Source organism: Microbispora hainanensis (genome assembly GCF_006874475.1).
GTDB classification, from domain to species: Bacteria; Actinomycetota; Actinomycetes; order Streptosporangiales; family Streptosporangiaceae; genus Microbispora; species Microbispora hainanensis.
In genome coordinates this window covers 128,951-144,513 of sequence record NZ_VIRM01000013.1, presented here as the reverse complement: position 1 = coordinate 144,513, position 15,563 = coordinate 128,951, and the positions used below count along the sequence as shown (strand labels likewise).

Here is a 15,563-nt window from a genome sequence, read left to right as displayed (position 1 = left end):
TGCCGCATGACCGAAGACGTCCTTCATGAGCCGCCGGTCGCCGGCGACGAGATCGACACCTTGCTGGGCTCTCTTGACCGCCAGCGCCGGATCTTCGCGTGGAAATGCGGCGGGCTCGACGCGACCGGTCTGCGGGCGACCACCGCCGCGTCGTCGATGACCTTGGGAGGGCTGCTCAAGCACCTGGCGCTGGTGGAGGACGACATGTTCTCGCAGAAGCTGCTGGGACGACCGCCCGCGCCGCCGTGGGACACGGTGGACTTCGACGCCGACCCCGAGTGGGAGTGGCGCACCGCCGCCGACGACACCCCCGAGCACTTGACGACGTTGTGGCAGGACGCCGTGGCCCGCTCCCGGGCCAACGTACGGCAGGCGCTGGCCGAGGGCGGCCTCGGACCGTACACCAGCTCACGCGGCGAGTCGCCCAGCCTCCGCCGCCTGCTGATCGACATGATCGAGGAGTACGCCCGCCACGCCGGGCACGCCGACCTCATCCGCGAGTCCGTGGACGGCCTGGTCGGAGAGGACCAGCCGGCGGGATGAGGCAGGACATCACCGAGCCGATTCCCGCCGATCGACTCGTCGTCGTCCCCGCCAACCAGGCGTCGTGGGACGACCTGGAGGCAGTCTTCGGCACGACGGACTGCCATTGCCAGCGCTACAAGATCTTCACCTACCAGTGGCGCTCGGTGTCCGACGCGGAACGTGCCGCGCGCCTGCGTGAGCAGACCGGCTGCGGAACCCCCGGAGCCCGGTCGACCAGCGGCCTCGTGGCCTACCTGGACGGCGAGCCGGTCGGGTGGTGTGCGGTCGAGCCCCGGACGGCCTACCCCCAGCTGACCCGCACCCGCGTCCCCTGGAAGGGGCGGCAGGAGGACCAGACCGACGACAGCGTCTGGGCCGTGACCTGCTTCGTCACCCGCAGGGGCTTCCGGCGGCGCGGGGTGACCTACGCGCTCGCGCACGCCACGATCGGCTACGCCCGCGAGCGGGGAGCCCGGGCCCTGGAGGCATACCCGATGATCACCAGGCCGGGCGTCGAGATCACCTGGGGTGAGCTCCACGTCGGCAGCCGTGATGTCTTCCTCGACGCCGGGTTCACCGAGGTGAGCAGGCCGACCCTCAGACGAGCCGTCGTACGGATCGACTTCTGACCCATCCCGCCGGAGTGCGGCGCACGGTCGGCCGACGACGCCGCCCGGCGAGCCGGCGGCGCGCGTCAGTCGGCGATCGCGATGCGGAGGCGGCGGAAGCCGCGGCCCTTGCTCTCGATCTTGGCGACCTTGATCCTGCCGATCTGCTTGGTCGAGGCGACGTGCGTGCCCCCGTCGGCCTGGGTGTCCAGGCCCACGATGTCGATGATCCGCACCTCGGGGATGCCCTCCGGCACGAGGTTCGTCGCGGTGCGGATGATGTCGGGGATCGCGAACGCCTCCGCACGGGGCAGCACCCGCACGTCGATCCGGCGGTCGGCGGCGATCTCGGCGTTGCACGCCTCCTCGACCGCCTCCTTGAAGCCGGGCGGCACCTCGGGAAGGTTGAAGTCCATCCGCGCGGTCATCGGCTCCATGTTCCCGCCGGTGACCAGGGCTCCGTAGTCGCGGAACACGACGCCGCACAGCACGTGCAGACCCGAATGCGTACGCATGAGCGCGGAGCGCCGCTCGTCGGCCACCGCCGCCCGTACGACGGTGCCGGCGAGCGGGATCGGGTCGTCCGGCGCCGGGATGAGGTAGAGGTCGTCCCCCTTGCGCACGCCCTCGATGCGGGTCTCGACGCCCTGCCACAGCAGCACGCCGTGGTCCGGCGGCTGGCCTCCGCCGCCCGGGTAGAAGGCCGAACGGTCCAGGACGATCCCGTCCGGCGTGGCCTCCAGCACGACGGCCTCGAAGGACCGCAGATCCTGGTCGGCCAGCTCCAGCCGCCTCGTCCGCCCATGAAGATCGAACGTCACCTCACCGAGTCTAGCCACGACCGGCGAGGCGGGGACGGACGAGACGGGGCGGAACGAGCAGGCCGGCGGGCCTGGACAAGCCCGGACGGGCCCCCTGATCACACCCCCTCCAAACCCGAAAGTTTCGGAGAGGCAGTCGGGGGTTTTACGGCGGTCGGGAACCCACGCGCACCCTCATCCGCCAGCAACGACGCCCCGTCCGCGAACTTACGGGCGGTTTTGACCCCTTGACGTAGCACAATCGCGTTCCTATGGTCTGCATTACTTTCGTTACGTCACAGAAACTTTCGGGCGTACGTTGTCTGAAGATGGAGTGATCGTGGTCAACCGAAGCCGTCGCCCACGCAGGCCACGTCTTCTCGCCGTTCCACTGGCCGCGATAGGTCTGCTGCTGGGCATGGCACACCCGGCACTGGCCGACAACCCGACCCCCACGGTCGTCGACTCGGCCCGCGGTGGGGGGCGGTCGGTCAGCTTCACCTTCGACGACGGGCCGAACCCGCCCGACACCCTGCGTCTGCTCGACGTGCTGCGCGAGCACCGCGCGAAGGCGGTCTTCTGCCTCTGGGGCGAGCATGTGCGGCGGCACCCGGAGGTCGTCCGGCGGATCGTCGCCGACGGGCACACGCTGTGCAATCACGGCATGCGCCACGACGACATGGCGACCTGGCCGGCCGAGCGGGTCCGCGCCGATCTGCTGGAGACGAGCGCCGCTATCCGCGCGGCCGTGCCGGGGGCGCGCATCCCGTACTTCCGGGCCCCCTACGGCAACTGGGGGCAGACGCCGGCCGTCGCGGCCGATCTCGGCATGCAGGCGCTGGGCTGGCGTCTGGCCATCGGCGACTGGGAGCCGCCGGGCACCGCAGAACTGATCCGCCGTCTGAGAGAAGGGATCACGCCGGGGGCGGTGGTCCTGATGCACGACGGCGGCGGAGACCGGAGTCAGACCGTCGCCGCCGTCGACACGGTCATTCCCACGCTCCGGTCGGAGGGGTGGCGCCTGTCGCTCCCCGCCCGCCGGGGCTGACCCGATCGCAGTACCCGTCAACCCCCCACTTTCACCCCCCGAGGAGTTCGTGTGCTTCGTTCCGCACTGTCCATCGGCCTCGTGAGCGCCACGGTCCTGCTGAGCGGGGCGGCTCTCACCGGCTCGGCCTCGGCCGAGCCCGGCGCCGCCCCTCATCCGCCCGGCCCCGGGCACTCCACGCCCGTCCCCGCGGACTCGCTGCGCGCCCTCGGCGACCGCATCGGCCTGCGCATCGGCACCGCCGTGAACATGGACGAGCTCGGCAGCAACGCCGAGTACACCCGGATCACGGCCGAGCAGTTCTCCAGCGTCACCGCGGAGAACGTGATGAAGTGGCAGCTCGTGGAGCCCAACCGCGGCACGTACGACTGGGCCGCGGCCGACCAGATGGTCTCGTTCGCGAAGAAGAACAAGCAGCTGGTCCGCGGTCACACGCTGGTGTGGCACAACCAGCTGCCCACCTGGCTCTCCTCCGACGGCTTCACCACCACGCTGTCGAACAACGAGGTGAAGGCCGTGCTCAAGAAGCACATCCAGGACCAGGTGCGGCACTTCAAGGGCGACATCTGGCAGTGGGATGTCGTCAACGAGGCGTTCGACGACGACGGGAAGCCCCGCGAGACCATCTGGTACAAGGCGTGGGGCGGCCTCGGCTACATCGCCGACGCCTTCCGCTGGGCGCGCGAGGCCGACCCCAAGGCCCTGCTGTTCTACAACGACTACAACCTCGAGTTCACCGGGCCGAAGAGCAACGCGGTGTACGACTTCGTCAAGACCCTGAAGGCGCAGCGCGTGCCCATCGACGGCGTCGGCTTCCAGGGCCACCTGGACACCCAGTATGGCTTCCCCGACCTGCAGAACAACCTGCAGCGCTTCGCGGACCTCGGCCTGAAGGTGGCCGAGACCGAGGTGGACGTCCGCACGTTCACCGAGGCCGCGCCGAACGTGAACACCCCGACCAACCCGCTGGCCGTCTACGCCCAGGAGAGCTACTGGTCCCGCGCCCTGAAGGCCTGCCTGGCGGTGCGCGAGTGCATCTCGTTCACCCCGTGGGGCTTCGGCGACACCTACTCCTGGATCCCCGGCTGGTTCGCCGACCCGCAGGAGGGCGCCGCCCTGCTGTATGACGCGGACCTGAAGCCCAAGTCGCAGTACTACGTGATCCAGCAGGACCTCGCACTCGCCGCGGGCGCCCCGCGCCGCGACGGCGGGGGCCCGGGCCGCCCCTGACCGGACCGGCCGTACCGCCGTACCGGCTGACCGAATCAGCCGACGGGCACGGGGCCGCGCTCCACGAAGCGGCCCCGTGCGCCACACCCCGCGACGCGTGGCGGCGTCCTCTTCCCCGGGGACGTGCCGCCACACGCTGCGACCGCCGGATGACCGGACCCGCCCGTACCGCTGTGGCGGAGCGGGCGGGTCGACCCAGGCGTTCCGCTCCGCCGGCGTCAGGCCCGTCTCAGTGGACGGGCCCCGCCGGCTCGGCGGTGCCGTCCGCTCGGGCCGGCAGGAGCACGGCGGTGACGACCACGGCCACAGACAGCACGGCGCCGATGACGAACGCCAGCCGCATGCCGTCGAGGTCGGCGAGCGCCTCTGCGACTCCCGCGGATCGCAGGGCATCGGCTCGCGCGCTCATCACGGTGATCACGAGCGCGGTGCCGAAGGCCGCGGCGACCTGCTGCAGCGTGCTGAGGATCGAGCTGCCGTGGGAGTAGAGGTGCGGGGGCACCGCTCCGAGCCCGAGGGTGAACACCGGGGTGAAGGTCGCGGCCAGGCTCACCATCAGCAGCGCGTGCAGCGCCAGGAGCTGCCAGTAGGGCATGGTCATGGTGACCTGGGTGAAGCCGGCGAGCGCGAGCGCGATCCCGATCGCGCCGGGAATGACCAGAACCCGGCCGCCGAACCGGTCGAACAGGCGGCCGACGGGGGGACCGAGCAGGCCCATCGCGAGGCCGCCCGGCATCACGAGGAGTCCGGTCTCCAGAGGGCTGAGCTCGCGGACGTTCTGCAGGTACAACGGCAGCAGGATCATCGAACCGAGCATCGCCATGAAGGACACCGCCATCAGGATCAGCGCGACCGTGTAGGTGCGGTGGCGCAGGGTGCGCAGGTCCATCAGCGGCACGCCGCGCTTCTGCAGCGACATCTGGCGGACGACGAAGACGGCGATGGCGGCCAGGCCGCCCCCCACGATCGCGGCGGCCACGCGGACGTCGCCGCCCTCGAACCGGCTGAGCCCGTAGACCAGGCCGCCGAAGCCCACGGCCGAGGTGACCACGCTCAACCAGTCGATCGCGCTGACCTGGGTCTCTCCGACGTTCTTGAGCTGCTTCAGGCCGCTCCACGTGATTATCGCGGCGATGGGAAGCACCACGGCGAACAGCAACCGCCAGGAGCCGAACTGGAGGATCACGCCCGAGACCGTCGGGCCCATCGCGGGCGCGACCGAGATGGCGAGGCTGACGTTGCCCATCACGCGGCCCCGCTCCGACTCGGGCACGACCTGCATCAACGTGGTCATCAGCAGCGGCATCATCACGGCCGTCCCGCATGCCTGGACGATGCGGGCGCCCAGCAGCACCTCGAACGACGGCGCGACGGCGGCCAGCGCCGTGCCGAGCAGGAACAGGCCCATCGCGGTGGCGTACGCGCTGCGGGTGGACACCCGCTGCAGGAACCATCCGGTGATCGGGATGACGGCGGCCATGGTCAGCATGAAGGCGGTCGAGAGCCACTGCGCGGTCTGCTCCGTGATGTGCAGAGCGCCCATCAGCCGCGGGATCGCGTTGATCATGATCGTCTCGTTGAGGATGACCACGAACGTGGCGAGCACCAGCAGCCGGATCACGGCCGGGGTGCCTCTCGAAACCGCGGTCTCGGGTTCGGCTGGGGAGTCGACCTGTGCGATGGACATGGCACCTCGATCAAGGGTTGTAGGGGGACGACGTGGTCGCTGCTGGCGTCCCAGCCTGGGCTCCCACAAGGACTTGAGGTTCATGGCAAGCCTGACAGGTGCCACCGACAAAAATCCTCGCCCACGACCCGCTGATCTCCCCCACGCCCGCGTGCCGGTCGGCGCGCGTGCCGTCCGACGGAAAAGGGCCGGGGGTCAAGCACCCGCCGGATCTCCCGGCGGCCCGTCATGGTTCCGTAAGCATTCACGCGGCCGGGCGACGGTACGGTCGCGACTGTGCTTCCGAATGTCCTTTCCGGCGCGGCCGGCGCTGATCGCCATTCACCGCCGTGCCGGGAAAAGAGGCCACGCTATGGTGCGTGATTCCGTCATGAGAGAACGGGCCGAAACGCTTCTCCGAAGTGTGCCCGGCCGTTTCGGCAGCGTGCTGCATTCCGAGCGCGTGGCCGCCCGGCTCGGCATGTGGCTCGGGATCAGCTTCACCGTGGCCTTCGCGACCGGCCTGTTCAGCCACTTCATGCAGCATCCACCCGGCCGGCTGTCGTGGCCGTCCCGGCCGGTCGGGCTTTATCGGGTCACGCAGGGACTCCACGTCATAGGCGGGCTGGCGACGATTCCGCTGCTTTTCGCGAAGCTCTGGACCGTGTATCCGAAGCTGTGGCAGTGGCCGCCCTTCCGGTCGCTCTCCCACGCCGTGGAACGCGGGCTCGTGCTCGTTCTCGTCGGCGCTTCACTGTTCCAGTTGATCACTGGATTGCTGAACATCTCGTACGTTTACCTGTGGCCGTTCTCTTTTCCCGTCGCGCATTACTGGACGGCCTATCTCCTGTACGGCGCCCTGATCATCCATGTCGTCAACGAATGGGCGAAGATACGCAGGCACCTGTGGACCCGGGAGCAGGTCGACCCCCGGGAGACGGTGACGGCGCGGCGCCGCTTCCTCGGCACCGTGGCCGCCGCGTCGGGCCTGACCGTCCTGTTCACGGTGGGCGAGACGTACGCGCCGCTTTCCAGGCTCGCCCTGCTGGCGCCGCGCGACCCGCACGTCGGCCCGCAGGGCCTGCCGGTCAACAAGTCGGCCGCGGCGGCGGGAGTGACCACCGTGATCCACGACCCGGGATACCGGCTCACCGTGACCGGTGCGGTGCGCACGCCGCTGTCCCTGACGTACGACGACCTGCTGCGCCTCCCCCAGCACACCGTGCGGCTGCCGATCGCCTGCGTGGAGGGCTGGAGCGCCGAGGCCGAGTGGTCGGGCATCCGGCTGCGCGACCTCGCCGCCCTGGCGGGCATCGCGCCGGACGCCATTCTCACGGTGGAGTCGCTGGAGAGGGGCGGGGGCTACCGGTCGAGCGAGGTGCGGCCACCGCACTGGAACGACCCGCTCACGCTGCTGGCGCTGCGGATCGGCGGCGCGCCGCTCGCGCCCGACCACGGTTTCCCCGTACGGCTGATCGCGCCGAACCGGCCGGGCGTGCTGCAGACCAAATGGGTGACGAAGGTGGTGGCTGCGTGAACGCACGGCGCCTCCTGAGATGCGTGAACGCACGGCGCCTCCTGAGATGCGTGAACGCACCGGGCCTCCTGAGATGCGTGAACGCACCGGGCCTGCTGGGATACGGAATCGGCGGCGGCCTGATCATCACAGGACTCGCCGGCCTGCTCGTGGACGCCCGCCACAGCGACCCGCTCGGCTGGGCCCTGTGGTTCGGCGGCCTGGTCGTGGCGCACGACGGGGTGCTCGTGCCGCTCGTCCTGCTCGTCGGCGTGGCCGTCGGGAGGCTGCGCACGCCGTCGTGGGTGCGGGCCGGGCTGATCGTCGCGGCCGTGCTGTCGTTCGTCGCCCTGCCGATGGTCACCGGTCTCGGCCGCCGGGCCGACAATCCCTCACTCCTGCCGCTGGACTATGGACGCAACCTGCTCGTCGTCCTGGGCCTGGTCGCGCTCGTGACGGCGGTCGCCGCGATCGCCACGCGGCTGAGGCGCCGGCGCGGTTAGCAACGCGCTCAGCCGGTGGTTGGTCTCGGTCACGGCGTCGACGAGGTCCCGGTAGGGCTCGTCCCACGGGTCCTTCAGCCCGAAGCCGCGGTGGGGGTTCTCCAGCCAGCTGCACCAGTGCCAGCCCAGGCACCACGGGCGGGCGGCGAACGCCTCGGCCGCCGCCGCGTACCCCTCGCCGCGTTCACGCTGGTCCCGGCAGGAGCCCGTACGGCCAGGGCTCATCGTCGTCGGGCACCAGTTGCCGGTATCGGCGATCAGGACGGGCCGGGTGGTGCGCTCGTGCCATCGTTCGATGCGGTCGAGCGCCGCGTCGAGGTGGCCGGGCCCGGGAGGGGGAAACGTCTGCACCGACAGCACGTCGACGTACGGCGCCATGGCGTCGAGCACCGGCTCGGGCACCCCGGCCCGGGTGCCGTACCGGTCGCCGAGGATCAGGTGGCAGGGATCATGGCGCCGGATCGCCTCGGTGGCGACGCGATAGTAGGCCTCCGCGATCGCGGGGAGCTCGTCGGGCGGAAAGCCGCCGCCTGCCGGGTGCGGGCCCCAGCAGGGCACGTCGACGAGGAAGTAGCCGAGCAGGTTCGGGTCGTCCGGGCGGCACACCGTCCTGGCCAGGTGGTCGCACCACTCCGCGAAGGCCGGCGCACGAGGATCGCGGTAGGCCGGCGACCCGTTCCACAGCTCGATCTCGGCCACCCGGAGCGACAGCGTGTACGGCAGGCCCGTCCCGGCGAGCTCGCCGGGCGGCAGGCCGTCCGAGTGTCCCAGGTCGACACGGCCGCCCTCCGTGGCGAGGCCGGCGCCGCTGACGTACTCCGAGGTCCAGCCGATCGTGTTGAACCCCCACGAGGTCATCTCGGGCACCAGGCCCTCGCGCAGCCAGCGTCCGCGTGATCCCCCATAACGCGTCCGGTAGATCCCGATGTTGTGCGGATAACGCAGGTTGGTGTCGTCCGCGTGGACGACCCCGATGGACAGGAACGGGGACCCGTCAGGCGTACGCAGCGACCAGCGGTCACGCCGCTCGACGGTGAAGCGACCTCCGGCGGCAGGGTCTCCGGTCACAGCGCTCCTCCTTCGCGACTTCGGCGAGACGAGATGCCTCGTCTCGTCACGACCTTACACGAGACGAGATGTCTCGTCTCACCCTCGGCTACAGTGGGCCCATGCCCGCCGATCCCGCCCGTCGCAGCCAGGAGTCCTGGCGGGCGATCCTCGACGCCGCGTACGCGCTGTTCGTGGAGGGCGGCTACCAGTCGGTCACCGTGGGCGGCATCGCCGCCAGGGCGGGCGTGGGCCGGCAGACGCTGTATCGGTGGTGGCCCTCCAAGGCGGCGGTCGTCTTCGAGGCGTTCCTCGACAAGGTGAGCATCGGCCCCTTCCCCGCCGACGGCCCCCGCCCCGCCGACAGCCCTCTCCCTGCTGACGGGGACCTCGCCACGCTCCTGCGCGCCTACGCGCACGGATTCCTCACCCTGTATGTGGACGGGGCCGGGGGAAGCCGGCTACGGGAACTGATCGGCGCCGCGCAGACCGACCCCGACCTGGCCCGTGCAATGGCGGAGCAGTGGTTCGAGCCCCGGCGGGCACCCGTGCGAGAGGCGCTGCGCGAGGCGCAGCGGGCCGGGCTCGTCCGCGCCGACGTCGATCCGGACACGGCTCTCGACCTCGTCTTCGCGCCGCTGCACTATCGGCTGCTGGTGTCGGGACAGCCCCTCGACGCCGCGTACGCCGACGCCGTGGTCGACCTCTGCCTCCACGCGCTGCGCTAGATCGTGTCGGACACCGCGGCCAGCAGGCCCTCGAAATCCTCGCTGCAGGGGCCGCAGGCGCGCAGGTGAGCGGCGATCCCCGGGTATCGCCGCCGCGCGTCATCCGGGTGCCGCGCCACGAGTTCGACGTACACGTGGAGCAGGTCCAGCGCCTTGTCGCAGCCCACGTCGCGCGGGTCGGTGCTCAAAAACCGATCGAGCTCGTCCCAGCCGTTCATGACCGCCTCGCAGTGCCGATGTCCAGATAGCCGCGGGCGACGAGCGCGTCGCGCAGCTTGCGTCTGGCGTCGAACATCGCCTTGTAGATCGCGTTGCGGTTGGTGCCCAGCTCGACGGCCACAGCGTCGGACGGGACGCCCTCCAGCACGATCGCGACGAAGATCCGGCGCTGCCGTTCGGTGAGCTCCTCGTCCACCGCCCGGTGCAGCGCGTCGAGCAGGTCGCGCCCCTCGGAGCGTTCGGCCGGGTCGAGCCCGAACCGGTCGGGCAGGCGCTCCCAGTCCTCCACCTCCAGCGGCACCCCCGGGTCACGCCAGAAGTGCCGGCCGAGCTTGGCCGACACCTCCAGAACGGCGAACTTGTAGGCCCAGGTGGTGAACCGGCTCTCACCGCGGAACTGATCGAGCTTCGCCGTGATGGCCAGCAGGGCGTCGGCGGCGGCCTGATGCGCCACGTCGTCCAGCTCGGGTCCGGACAGGCGCAGTCGCGGGGCACGCCTGCGCACCTCGTTGCCCGCCACGCGCAGCAGGATCGCGTGCAGCCGTTCCACGGCCGCCTCCCGCTCCGCTCCGGCGCCGCCGAGCGTACGCAGCCACTCGGCCGACTCCGGGTCGGCCGAGGCGAGGGTGGCCTGGTGCTGCCCGAGGCCGTGATCCGCCGCCATACGTCGATGCTATTTGACCGAACCCGGGAGGTAAGACCTCGGCCCGTGGTGACGCGAAGACAGTGACAACCCGAATTCCGAGACGACAGGGACAGCGACATGACACTGCTCAACCCCGGTGACCGTTTTCCGGATCTGGACGTGACCCTTCCCGGCGGAGAGAGCCTGCACCTGCCCGACGCGCTGGCCGGAAGCTTCGGCGTCGTGCTCTTCTACCGGGGTTCGTGGTGCCCCTACTGCAAGGCGCAGCTGCGCGCCTTCCAGCGGTCGCTGGACGCCCTGGGCGGCGTCGAGGCCAAGGTGGTGGCCCTGTCGGTGGACGACGAGGCCACGACGAAGGAACTGGTCAGCACCCTCCGGCTGGACTTCCCGGTCGGTCACAGCGCCGACCCGGACCAGCTGGCCCGCGCGACCGGCGCCTTCGTCAACGACGACCCCCGGTATGTCCAGTCGACCGGCTTCGTGCTCGACCCTGACGGCCGGGTCGTCGTCAGCGTCTACTCCAGTGGCGCGATCGGCCGCCTCGTGCCCGACGACGTCGTCGGGCTGATCCGTTACATCAAGGACCACTCGCCCGCCGCCTGACCTGCCACCCACACAGGGCGACAGGCGCGACAGGAGCGACAGTGACCCGGGCAGGCCGGCCCGCCACCGGCCTGCCCGGACGGCTCCCTCAGCTGATCGTGATGTCCGAGATGTCGACGGTGATGGGAGCCCAGGAGAGGTCCGGCGTGCCGTCCTCGTTCCGCCGGTGGATGTGCCGCTCGACCGGGACGGGGATGCCGTCCACCACCTCGTGCGCCCGGATGTAGTGCGCCACCTCCGTACGGCCGTTCACGTCGGGCTGGTAGTCCATCCGCCGCAACAGCCCGGAGTCGTCGTAGTAGTAGAGCTGCGTCGCGTTGTGCGTGTGGATCGACGGCGGATAGGTGACGCTCAGCACCCGCCACTTCTCGCCGTTCTCTGTCCACGGCTCCACCTCGTGCGCCTCGACCCCCGGCCAGGTGAAGACGTACGGCTCGACGAGGTAATGCCAGACGGCATAGCCGCGGAAGTACGCGATCTGGCCCAGATTCCAGGGTGTGTCCTGCGCGTAGCCGTCGAAGGTGGAGCGCGGCTCGGGCAGATCGGCCAGCACCTCGCCGTCCCGGCCGGTGACGGTCACCCGGTCCGACTCGCTGTCGTACACGACCGTGCGGCCGGTCTCGGGCCGGCGATGGACGATGCGCTCCTTCTGGAGGCTCACCTCCACCACGTCGTCGCCGGCGAAGCCGGGCTGACCCTTGAACTCCCAGAAGGGACCCCCGGAGGTGATGCGCGCGGTGAGGGTCGACAGGTTCTTCCAGCGTTCGAGTCCGCCGTGGGCCTCCATGACGCGGGCGAGCAGTGCGTCCATCCATAACTCCTAACTTCGCACCGATTGCTCCTAAAGTAGGACCAGTCGCTCCTAGAGTAAAGTTGACCTGTGTCACAGCGAAGCTATGGGGACGGATGCGGCACCGCCCTGGCGCTCGACGTCGTCGGTGAGCGCTGGGCCCTGCACATCGTGCGGGAGCTGGTCTTCGGCCCGAAGAGGTTTCGCGACCTGCGCAACGCTCTCCCCAACGCCAGCCAGAACGTGCTCAGCCAGCGCCTGCGCGAGCTGGAGAACGAAGGGGTGGTCCGCCGGGTGGAGCTAGGCCCGCCGGTCAGCGCCCGGGCCTACGAGCTGACCCAAAGCGGCCGGGAGCTCGAACCGGTGCTGGTCGAGCTAGCCCGCTGGGGTGCGCGCCGGGCGACACTGGACGGCGCCGAGATGAGCACCGACGCGTTCATGCTGCTGCTCAAGGTGTTCTACCGGCCACCCGGCCCGGACACGCCGGCCCTGGCGGTCCGGCTGGTCGTGGGCGTGGACGCGTTTGACATCACGGCCACGCCGTACGGGGTGAGCGTCGTGCGCGGCGGACACTCGGAGGTGCACGCGACGGTGCGCGCCGATGTCCGTACGCTGCGGGCCCTGATCTTCACCGGCCTCACGGTGGCCGAGGCGGCCGACGCCGGTGACGCGCTGGTGACCGGTGACACCGACGCGGCCCAGCGGTTCTTCCGACTCTTCGACAAGGGCCGCTAATCAAGGTGCCGCACTGGCGCGGCGGTCTCCAGGGCCGTGCCCTGGGCGGTGGCGGTGACCCGGTGGACAGCGGCGCCGGGCACCCGTGAGACAGCTGCGCTGGGTCCGCCGAGCCGAGGGGGCCGGACAGAGGGCGGTATTTCGATTGACACCGGCGCGGGCCTGTGTGGAGGGTGGCGGGGTGTCCGATGATCTGCCGCTGGAGGTACGCGCGGCTTTCGGGGTTCCCTCCGGTCCCGCGCGGCTGTTGCCCGGAGGTGGCGGCACCTGCTGGCAGGCGGGTGAGCTGGTGTTCAAGCCCGCCCCGCGTCCGGCGGTGGCGTCGTGGCTGGCCGAGGTGTTCGCCGGGGTGTCCGACGGGCTGTTCGACGGGCTGTTCGACGATCTGCGCGGTCCGGGTTTCCGGGTGCCCCGGCCCGTACGCGCGGCCGACGGCTCGTGGGTCGCCGGCGGGTGGGCGGCGTGGACCGTTGTCGAGGGCGAAACTGATCCGGTGGCGCGGTGGCCGGAGCTCGTCGCGGCCAGCCGGGCCTTCCACGCGGCCCTCGTCGGCATCCCCGCTCCGAGCTGGCTGGGACGCGGCAGAAACCGCTGGGCGGTGGCCGAACGGGTGGCGTGGGACGAGGCCGAGGTCGAGCTGGCGCCGGAACTGTCGGATCTGGTGGAGGCCCTGCGCGCGGCCACCCGCCCGGTGCGGCTGCCCAACCAGCTCGTGCACTGTGACATCGCGGGCAACGTGCTGTTCGCGGATGGGCAGCCGCCGGCGGTCATCGACTTCTCACCCAGCTGGCGGCCGGCGGGCTACGCCTTGGCGGTCGCCGCCGTGGACCTGCTGGCCTGGTCCGCCGCACCGCCCGGCATCCTCGACAAACTGGACGGCGAGGACGACATCGACCAGCTGTTGCTGCGCGCCCTGATATGGCGCCTGGTCACCGAGTCGCTCGGCCGGCCGGACCGGGACAGCAGGCAGGCGGTCCGCCGCGCCAACGAACCGGTGGTCGAACTGCTGCTGTCGCGCGTGTCCGGGCGGCCCGTGACCACCGGCCCGGCGACCGACGCCGACATCGCCGCCTCGACCGGCCGCGCGCTCGGCTGCGAGATCACCGGTCTGCGACCGGTCACCGGCGGGCATTCCGTGGCGCGAATCGCCGACCGTGCCGGTGGCGGTTCGGTGTTCGTCAAGGCCGCCGCACCCGCCGAACTCGATGTGGAGTCGGCGGTGTACGAGGCCCTGGGCGACCGCCCGTTCCTGCCGCGGCTGCTGGCGAGCACCCGCGAGCCGGCGCCGATGCTCGTGCTGGAAATGCTGGAGCAGGACCACTGGGTCACCGAGTGGACCACACCCCTGATCGCAGCAACCAGGAACCTGCTCCACGAGGTGCACACCCTGCCCGCGCCGTCCGACGTACCGGTGTTGCGGGAGGTGGCCAACCCCTGGGAAGCCATCGCCGCCGACCCGGCCCGCCTGCTGCGCATGGGCGTGTGTTCGCGCCGGTGGCTGGCCGAACACCTGGACACGCTCCATGCCGCCGCTGCCGAGGCACCCGTCGAGGGGGACAGCCTGATCCACCGCGACGTACGCGCGGCGAACCTCTGGTGGCACGACGGCCGCCTGGTGCTGGCCGACTGGGCGTCGGCGGCGATCGGCGATCCCTGGCTCGACCACCACCTCTGGCTCGTCGCCCTGCACGCCGAAGGCGGCCCCGCACCGGACACCGACCAGGGGCCGCACGCCACGGGCCACGCCGCACTGATCGCCGGGCAACAACCCCTGCTCGCCCCGGCGCGCGACGCCAATCCGGCCCTGTTCGACCAACGCCGGCGCCGCCTCACCGTCGCCCTCTCCTGGGCGGCCCGCCTCCTGCACATCCCACCCCCACAGCCACCGACCTGACGCGCGTCGCTGAACCGGGCCGGGTTGGCCGGCTGAGGTCAAGGCGGCCGGGCCGATTTGTCTCACCTACGCGTCGGAAGGACATCCGCAATGCTCGACTTCGAGGCGACCGCCGGCGGCGAGCCGCTTGACGCCCTCGCCATCCCCCGCAGGTCGGGCACCGAGCCGTTCACACAGGCCGGGGCTGCGGCAGGTGCCGTCCTGGCCGACTTCTGGGCGTGGGCATGCTCCGACCTGATGAGCAATCGGCTGCGCGGTGTCCTCGCCGAGTACATCGTTGCGTTGGCCATGGGTGCTGGCGATGGCATTCGCACGGAGTGGGATGCGGTCGACCTGCGGCTGCCCGGCGGGCTGGACGTCGAGGTCAAATCGGCGGCTTACGTGCAGTCGTGGAGTCAGCAGCGGCTGTCACGCATCGAGTTCAACGTCGCCCCCGCCAAAGGATGGGATGCCCGGACGAACACTGTGGCGACGGTGCCATGCCGCCCAAGCCGGGTATACGTCTTCTGCCTCCTGCATCACACCGATAAGGCGACGGTCAACCCGCTCGACCTGGACCAGTGGGAGTTCTACGTCACCCCGACCACGATGCTGGACGCCGCGTTGGGCACCCAGGCGCGGGTGTCACTGGCGCGGCTGCAGACCATCACCCCCAATTCCGTGACGTTCGGCGAGCTCGCAGCCCGCATCACGGAGTGCGTGGAGGGCTGACACGTAGCGGGCCGGCCCGCCCCGCATCTAGTCGTCCACCTCGTCGGGTGGGCTGACGATGGAGCCCTTGCCCGGCTTGGTCGTGATCAAGCTTCTCTTCCCACTTTTTTGAATGCGTCTGATCGAGATGTGAGGCGAAGGTGGCGCCTCGCCTTCAGGCCCCAGCCGTCGCAGGCTGTCCGCCGAAGCTGATGCTCGTGGAACGCTGATGGCAGGCCAGCGGTCTCTGGGGCAGGGAACCGACCCAAGCTGATCGTCCGCCACGGCAGACCATAGGCCAGTACGTGTCAGAGG

At 70.7% G+C, this 15,563-nt stretch carries 17 protein-coding genes; 11 read left to right on the top strand and 6 right to left on the bottom strand.

The window, feature by feature from the left end; genetic code table 11:
• Positions 1-6: 6 nt before the first annotated feature.
• Together FLX08_RS13595 and FLX08_RS13590 are read left to right on the top strand one after the other, a co-directional pair.
• On the top strand, positions 7-543 hold the full coding sequence (locus FLX08_RS13595; protein ID WP_142619187.1) for a DinB family protein: 537 nt from the start codon (positions 7-9) through the stop codon (positions 541-543).
• Positions 540-1,154: a GNAT family N-acetyltransferase gene (locus tag FLX08_RS13590; RefSeq protein ID WP_142619186.1), complete on the top strand. Its 615-nt coding sequence runs from the start codon at positions 540-542 to the stop codon at positions 1,152-1,154. Before FLX08_RS13595 ends, FLX08_RS13590 begins: the two co-directional genes overlap by 4 nt.
• A 65-nt stretch (positions 1,155-1,219) precedes the next feature.
• Here FLX08_RS13590 and FLX08_RS13585 read toward each other — a convergent pair whose 3' ends face one another.
• A complete protein-coding gene (locus FLX08_RS13585; protein ID WP_142619185.1) occupies positions 1,220-1,954 on the bottom strand; it encodes an alanyl-tRNA editing protein in 735 nt (244 codons plus the stop codon).
• 397 nt (positions 1,955-2,351) lie between these two features.
• On the opposite strand from FLX08_RS13585, the gene FLX08_RS13580 reads away from it, so the two are divergent.
• Together FLX08_RS13580 and FLX08_RS13575 are read left to right on the top strand one after the other, a co-directional pair.
• Entirely contained in the window at positions 2,352-2,981 is a 630-nt protein-coding gene (locus tag FLX08_RS13580; RefSeq protein WP_142619184.1) for a polysaccharide deacetylase family protein, read from the top strand.
• A 51-nt stretch (positions 2,982-3,032) separates the two neighbouring features.
• Positions 3,033-4,211, top strand: coding sequence for an endo-1,4-beta-xylanase (locus FLX08_RS13575; protein ID WP_142619183.1), 1,179 nt, complete (start codon positions 3,033-3,035; stop codon positions 4,209-4,211).
• Between the two features lie 229 nt (positions 4,212-4,440).
• On the opposite strand, the gene FLX08_RS13570 is transcribed toward FLX08_RS13575, so the two are convergent.
• Positions 4,441-5,898 (bottom strand): MDR family MFS transporter, encoded by a 1,458-nt coding sequence (locus FLX08_RS13570; RefSeq protein ID WP_142619182.1) that lies wholly within the window; start codon positions 5,896-5,898, stop codon positions 4,441-4,443.
• Between the two features lie 424 nt (positions 5,899-6,322).
• Between FLX08_RS13570 and FLX08_RS13565 the strand changes: the two genes are divergently transcribed.
• Positions 6,323-7,414 carry a molybdopterin-dependent oxidoreductase gene (locus FLX08_RS13565; protein WP_244312615.1) on the top strand — a complete coding sequence of 364 codons (1,092 nt, stop codon included), beginning with the start codon at positions 6,323-6,325 and terminating at the stop codon, positions 7,412-7,414.
• A 77-nt stretch (positions 7,415-7,491) separates the two neighbouring features.
• Positions 7,492-7,896, top strand: coding sequence for a hypothetical protein (locus FLX08_RS13560; RefSeq protein ID WP_142619180.1), 405 nt, complete (start codon positions 7,492-7,494; stop codon positions 7,894-7,896).
• Here FLX08_RS13560 and FLX08_RS13555 read toward each other — a convergent pair.
• Complete coding sequence (locus tag FLX08_RS13555; protein WP_208761425.1) at positions 7,786-8,964, bottom strand: hypothetical protein; 1,179 nt, start codon at positions 8,962-8,964, stop codon at positions 7,786-7,788. The two genes, FLX08_RS13560 and FLX08_RS13555, sit on opposite strands and share 111 nt — an antisense overlap.
• A 101-nt stretch (positions 8,965-9,065) precedes the next feature.
• On the opposite strand from FLX08_RS13555, the gene FLX08_RS13550 reads away from it, so the two are divergent.
• A complete protein-coding gene (locus tag FLX08_RS13550; RefSeq protein WP_167530396.1) occupies positions 9,066-9,671 on the top strand; it encodes a TetR/AcrR family transcriptional regulator in 606 nt (201 codons plus the stop codon).
• Here the strand turns inward: FLX08_RS13550 and FLX08_RS13545 are convergent.
• Positions 9,668-9,889 (bottom strand): hypothetical protein, encoded by a 222-nt coding sequence (locus tag FLX08_RS13545; RefSeq protein ID WP_142619178.1) that lies wholly within the window; start codon positions 9,887-9,889, stop codon positions 9,668-9,670. The genes FLX08_RS13550 and FLX08_RS13545 overlap by 4 nt on opposite strands.
• On the bottom strand, positions 9,886-10,554 hold the full coding sequence (locus FLX08_RS13540) for an RNA polymerase sigma factor (RefSeq protein WP_142619177.1): 669 nt from the start codon (positions 10,552-10,554) through the stop codon (positions 9,886-9,888). Before FLX08_RS13540 ends, FLX08_RS13545 begins: the two co-directional genes overlap by 4 nt.
• Before the next feature lie 99 nt (positions 10,555-10,653).
• Between FLX08_RS13540 and FLX08_RS13535 the strand changes: the two genes are divergently transcribed.
• Positions 10,654-11,139: a peroxiredoxin family protein gene (locus FLX08_RS13535; protein ID WP_142619176.1), complete on the top strand. Its 486-nt coding sequence runs from the start codon at positions 10,654-10,656 to the stop codon at positions 11,137-11,139.
• An 88-nt stretch (positions 11,140-11,227) separates the two neighbouring features.
• Here the strand turns inward: FLX08_RS13535 and FLX08_RS13530 are convergent, their stop codons facing one another.
• Positions 11,228-11,950 (bottom strand): hypothetical protein, encoded by a 723-nt coding sequence (locus tag FLX08_RS13530; protein WP_142619175.1) that lies wholly within the window; start codon positions 11,948-11,950, stop codon positions 11,228-11,230.
• A 69-nt stretch (positions 11,951-12,019) separates the two neighbouring features.
• On the opposite strand from FLX08_RS13530, the gene FLX08_RS13525 reads away from it, so the two are divergent.
• From FLX08_RS13525 to FLX08_RS13515, 3 genes are all read left to right on the top strand, one after another.
• Positions 12,020-12,664, top strand: coding sequence for a winged helix-turn-helix transcriptional regulator (locus tag FLX08_RS13525; protein ID WP_142619174.1), 645 nt, complete (start codon positions 12,020-12,022; stop codon positions 12,662-12,664).
• Between the two features lie 181 nt (positions 12,665-12,845).
• On the top strand, positions 12,846-14,558 hold the full coding sequence (locus FLX08_RS13520) for a hypothetical protein (RefSeq protein WP_142619173.1): 1,713 nt from the start codon (positions 12,846-12,848) through the stop codon (positions 14,556-14,558).
• A 90-nt stretch (positions 14,559-14,648) separates the two neighbouring features.
• Entirely contained in the window at positions 14,649-15,269 is a 621-nt protein-coding gene (locus FLX08_RS13515) for a hypothetical protein (protein WP_142619172.1), read from the top strand.
• The last annotated feature ends 294 nt before the right edge of the window (positions 15,270-15,563 follow it).

What these genes read in the sequence shown, in the direction of transcription:
- FLX08_RS13595 (WP_142619187.1), top strand. Translation starts at nt 7, where the DNA reads ATGACCGAAGACGTCCTTCATGAGCCGCCGGTCGCCGGCGACGAGATC.
- FLX08_RS13590 (WP_142619186.1), top strand. Translation starts at nt 540, where the DNA reads ATGAGGCAGGACATCACCGAGCCGATTCCCGCCGATCGACTCGTCGTC.
- FLX08_RS13580 (WP_142619184.1), top strand. Translation starts at nt 2,352, where the DNA reads ATGGCACACCCGGCACTGGCCGACAACCCGACCCCCACGGTCGTCGAC.
- FLX08_RS13570 (WP_142619182.1), bottom strand. Translation starts at nt 5,898, where the DNA reads ATGTCCATCGCACAGGTCGACTCCCCAGCCGAACCCGAGACCGCGGTT.
- FLX08_RS13550 (WP_167530396.1), top strand. Translation starts at nt 9,066, where the DNA reads ATGCCCGCCGATCCCGCCCGTCGCAGCCAGGAGTCCTGGCGGGCGATC.
- FLX08_RS13545 (WP_142619178.1), bottom strand. Translation starts at nt 9,889, where the DNA reads ATGAACGGCTGGGACGAGCTCGATCGGTTTTTGAGCACCGACCCGCGC.
- FLX08_RS13540 (WP_142619177.1), bottom strand. Translation starts at nt 10,554, where the DNA reads ATGGCGGCGGATCACGGCCTCGGGCAGCACCAGGCCACCCTCGCCTCG.
- FLX08_RS13535 (WP_142619176.1), top strand. Translation starts at nt 10,654, where the DNA reads ATGACACTGCTCAACCCCGGTGACCGTTTTCCGGATCTGGACGTGACC.
- FLX08_RS13530 (WP_142619175.1), bottom strand. Translation starts at nt 11,950, where the DNA reads ATGGACGCACTGCTCGCCCGCGTCATGGAGGCCCACGGCGGACTCGAA.
- FLX08_RS13515 (WP_142619172.1), top strand. Translation starts at nt 14,649, where the DNA reads ATGCTCGACTTCGAGGCGACCGCCGGCGGCGAGCCGCTTGACGCCCTC.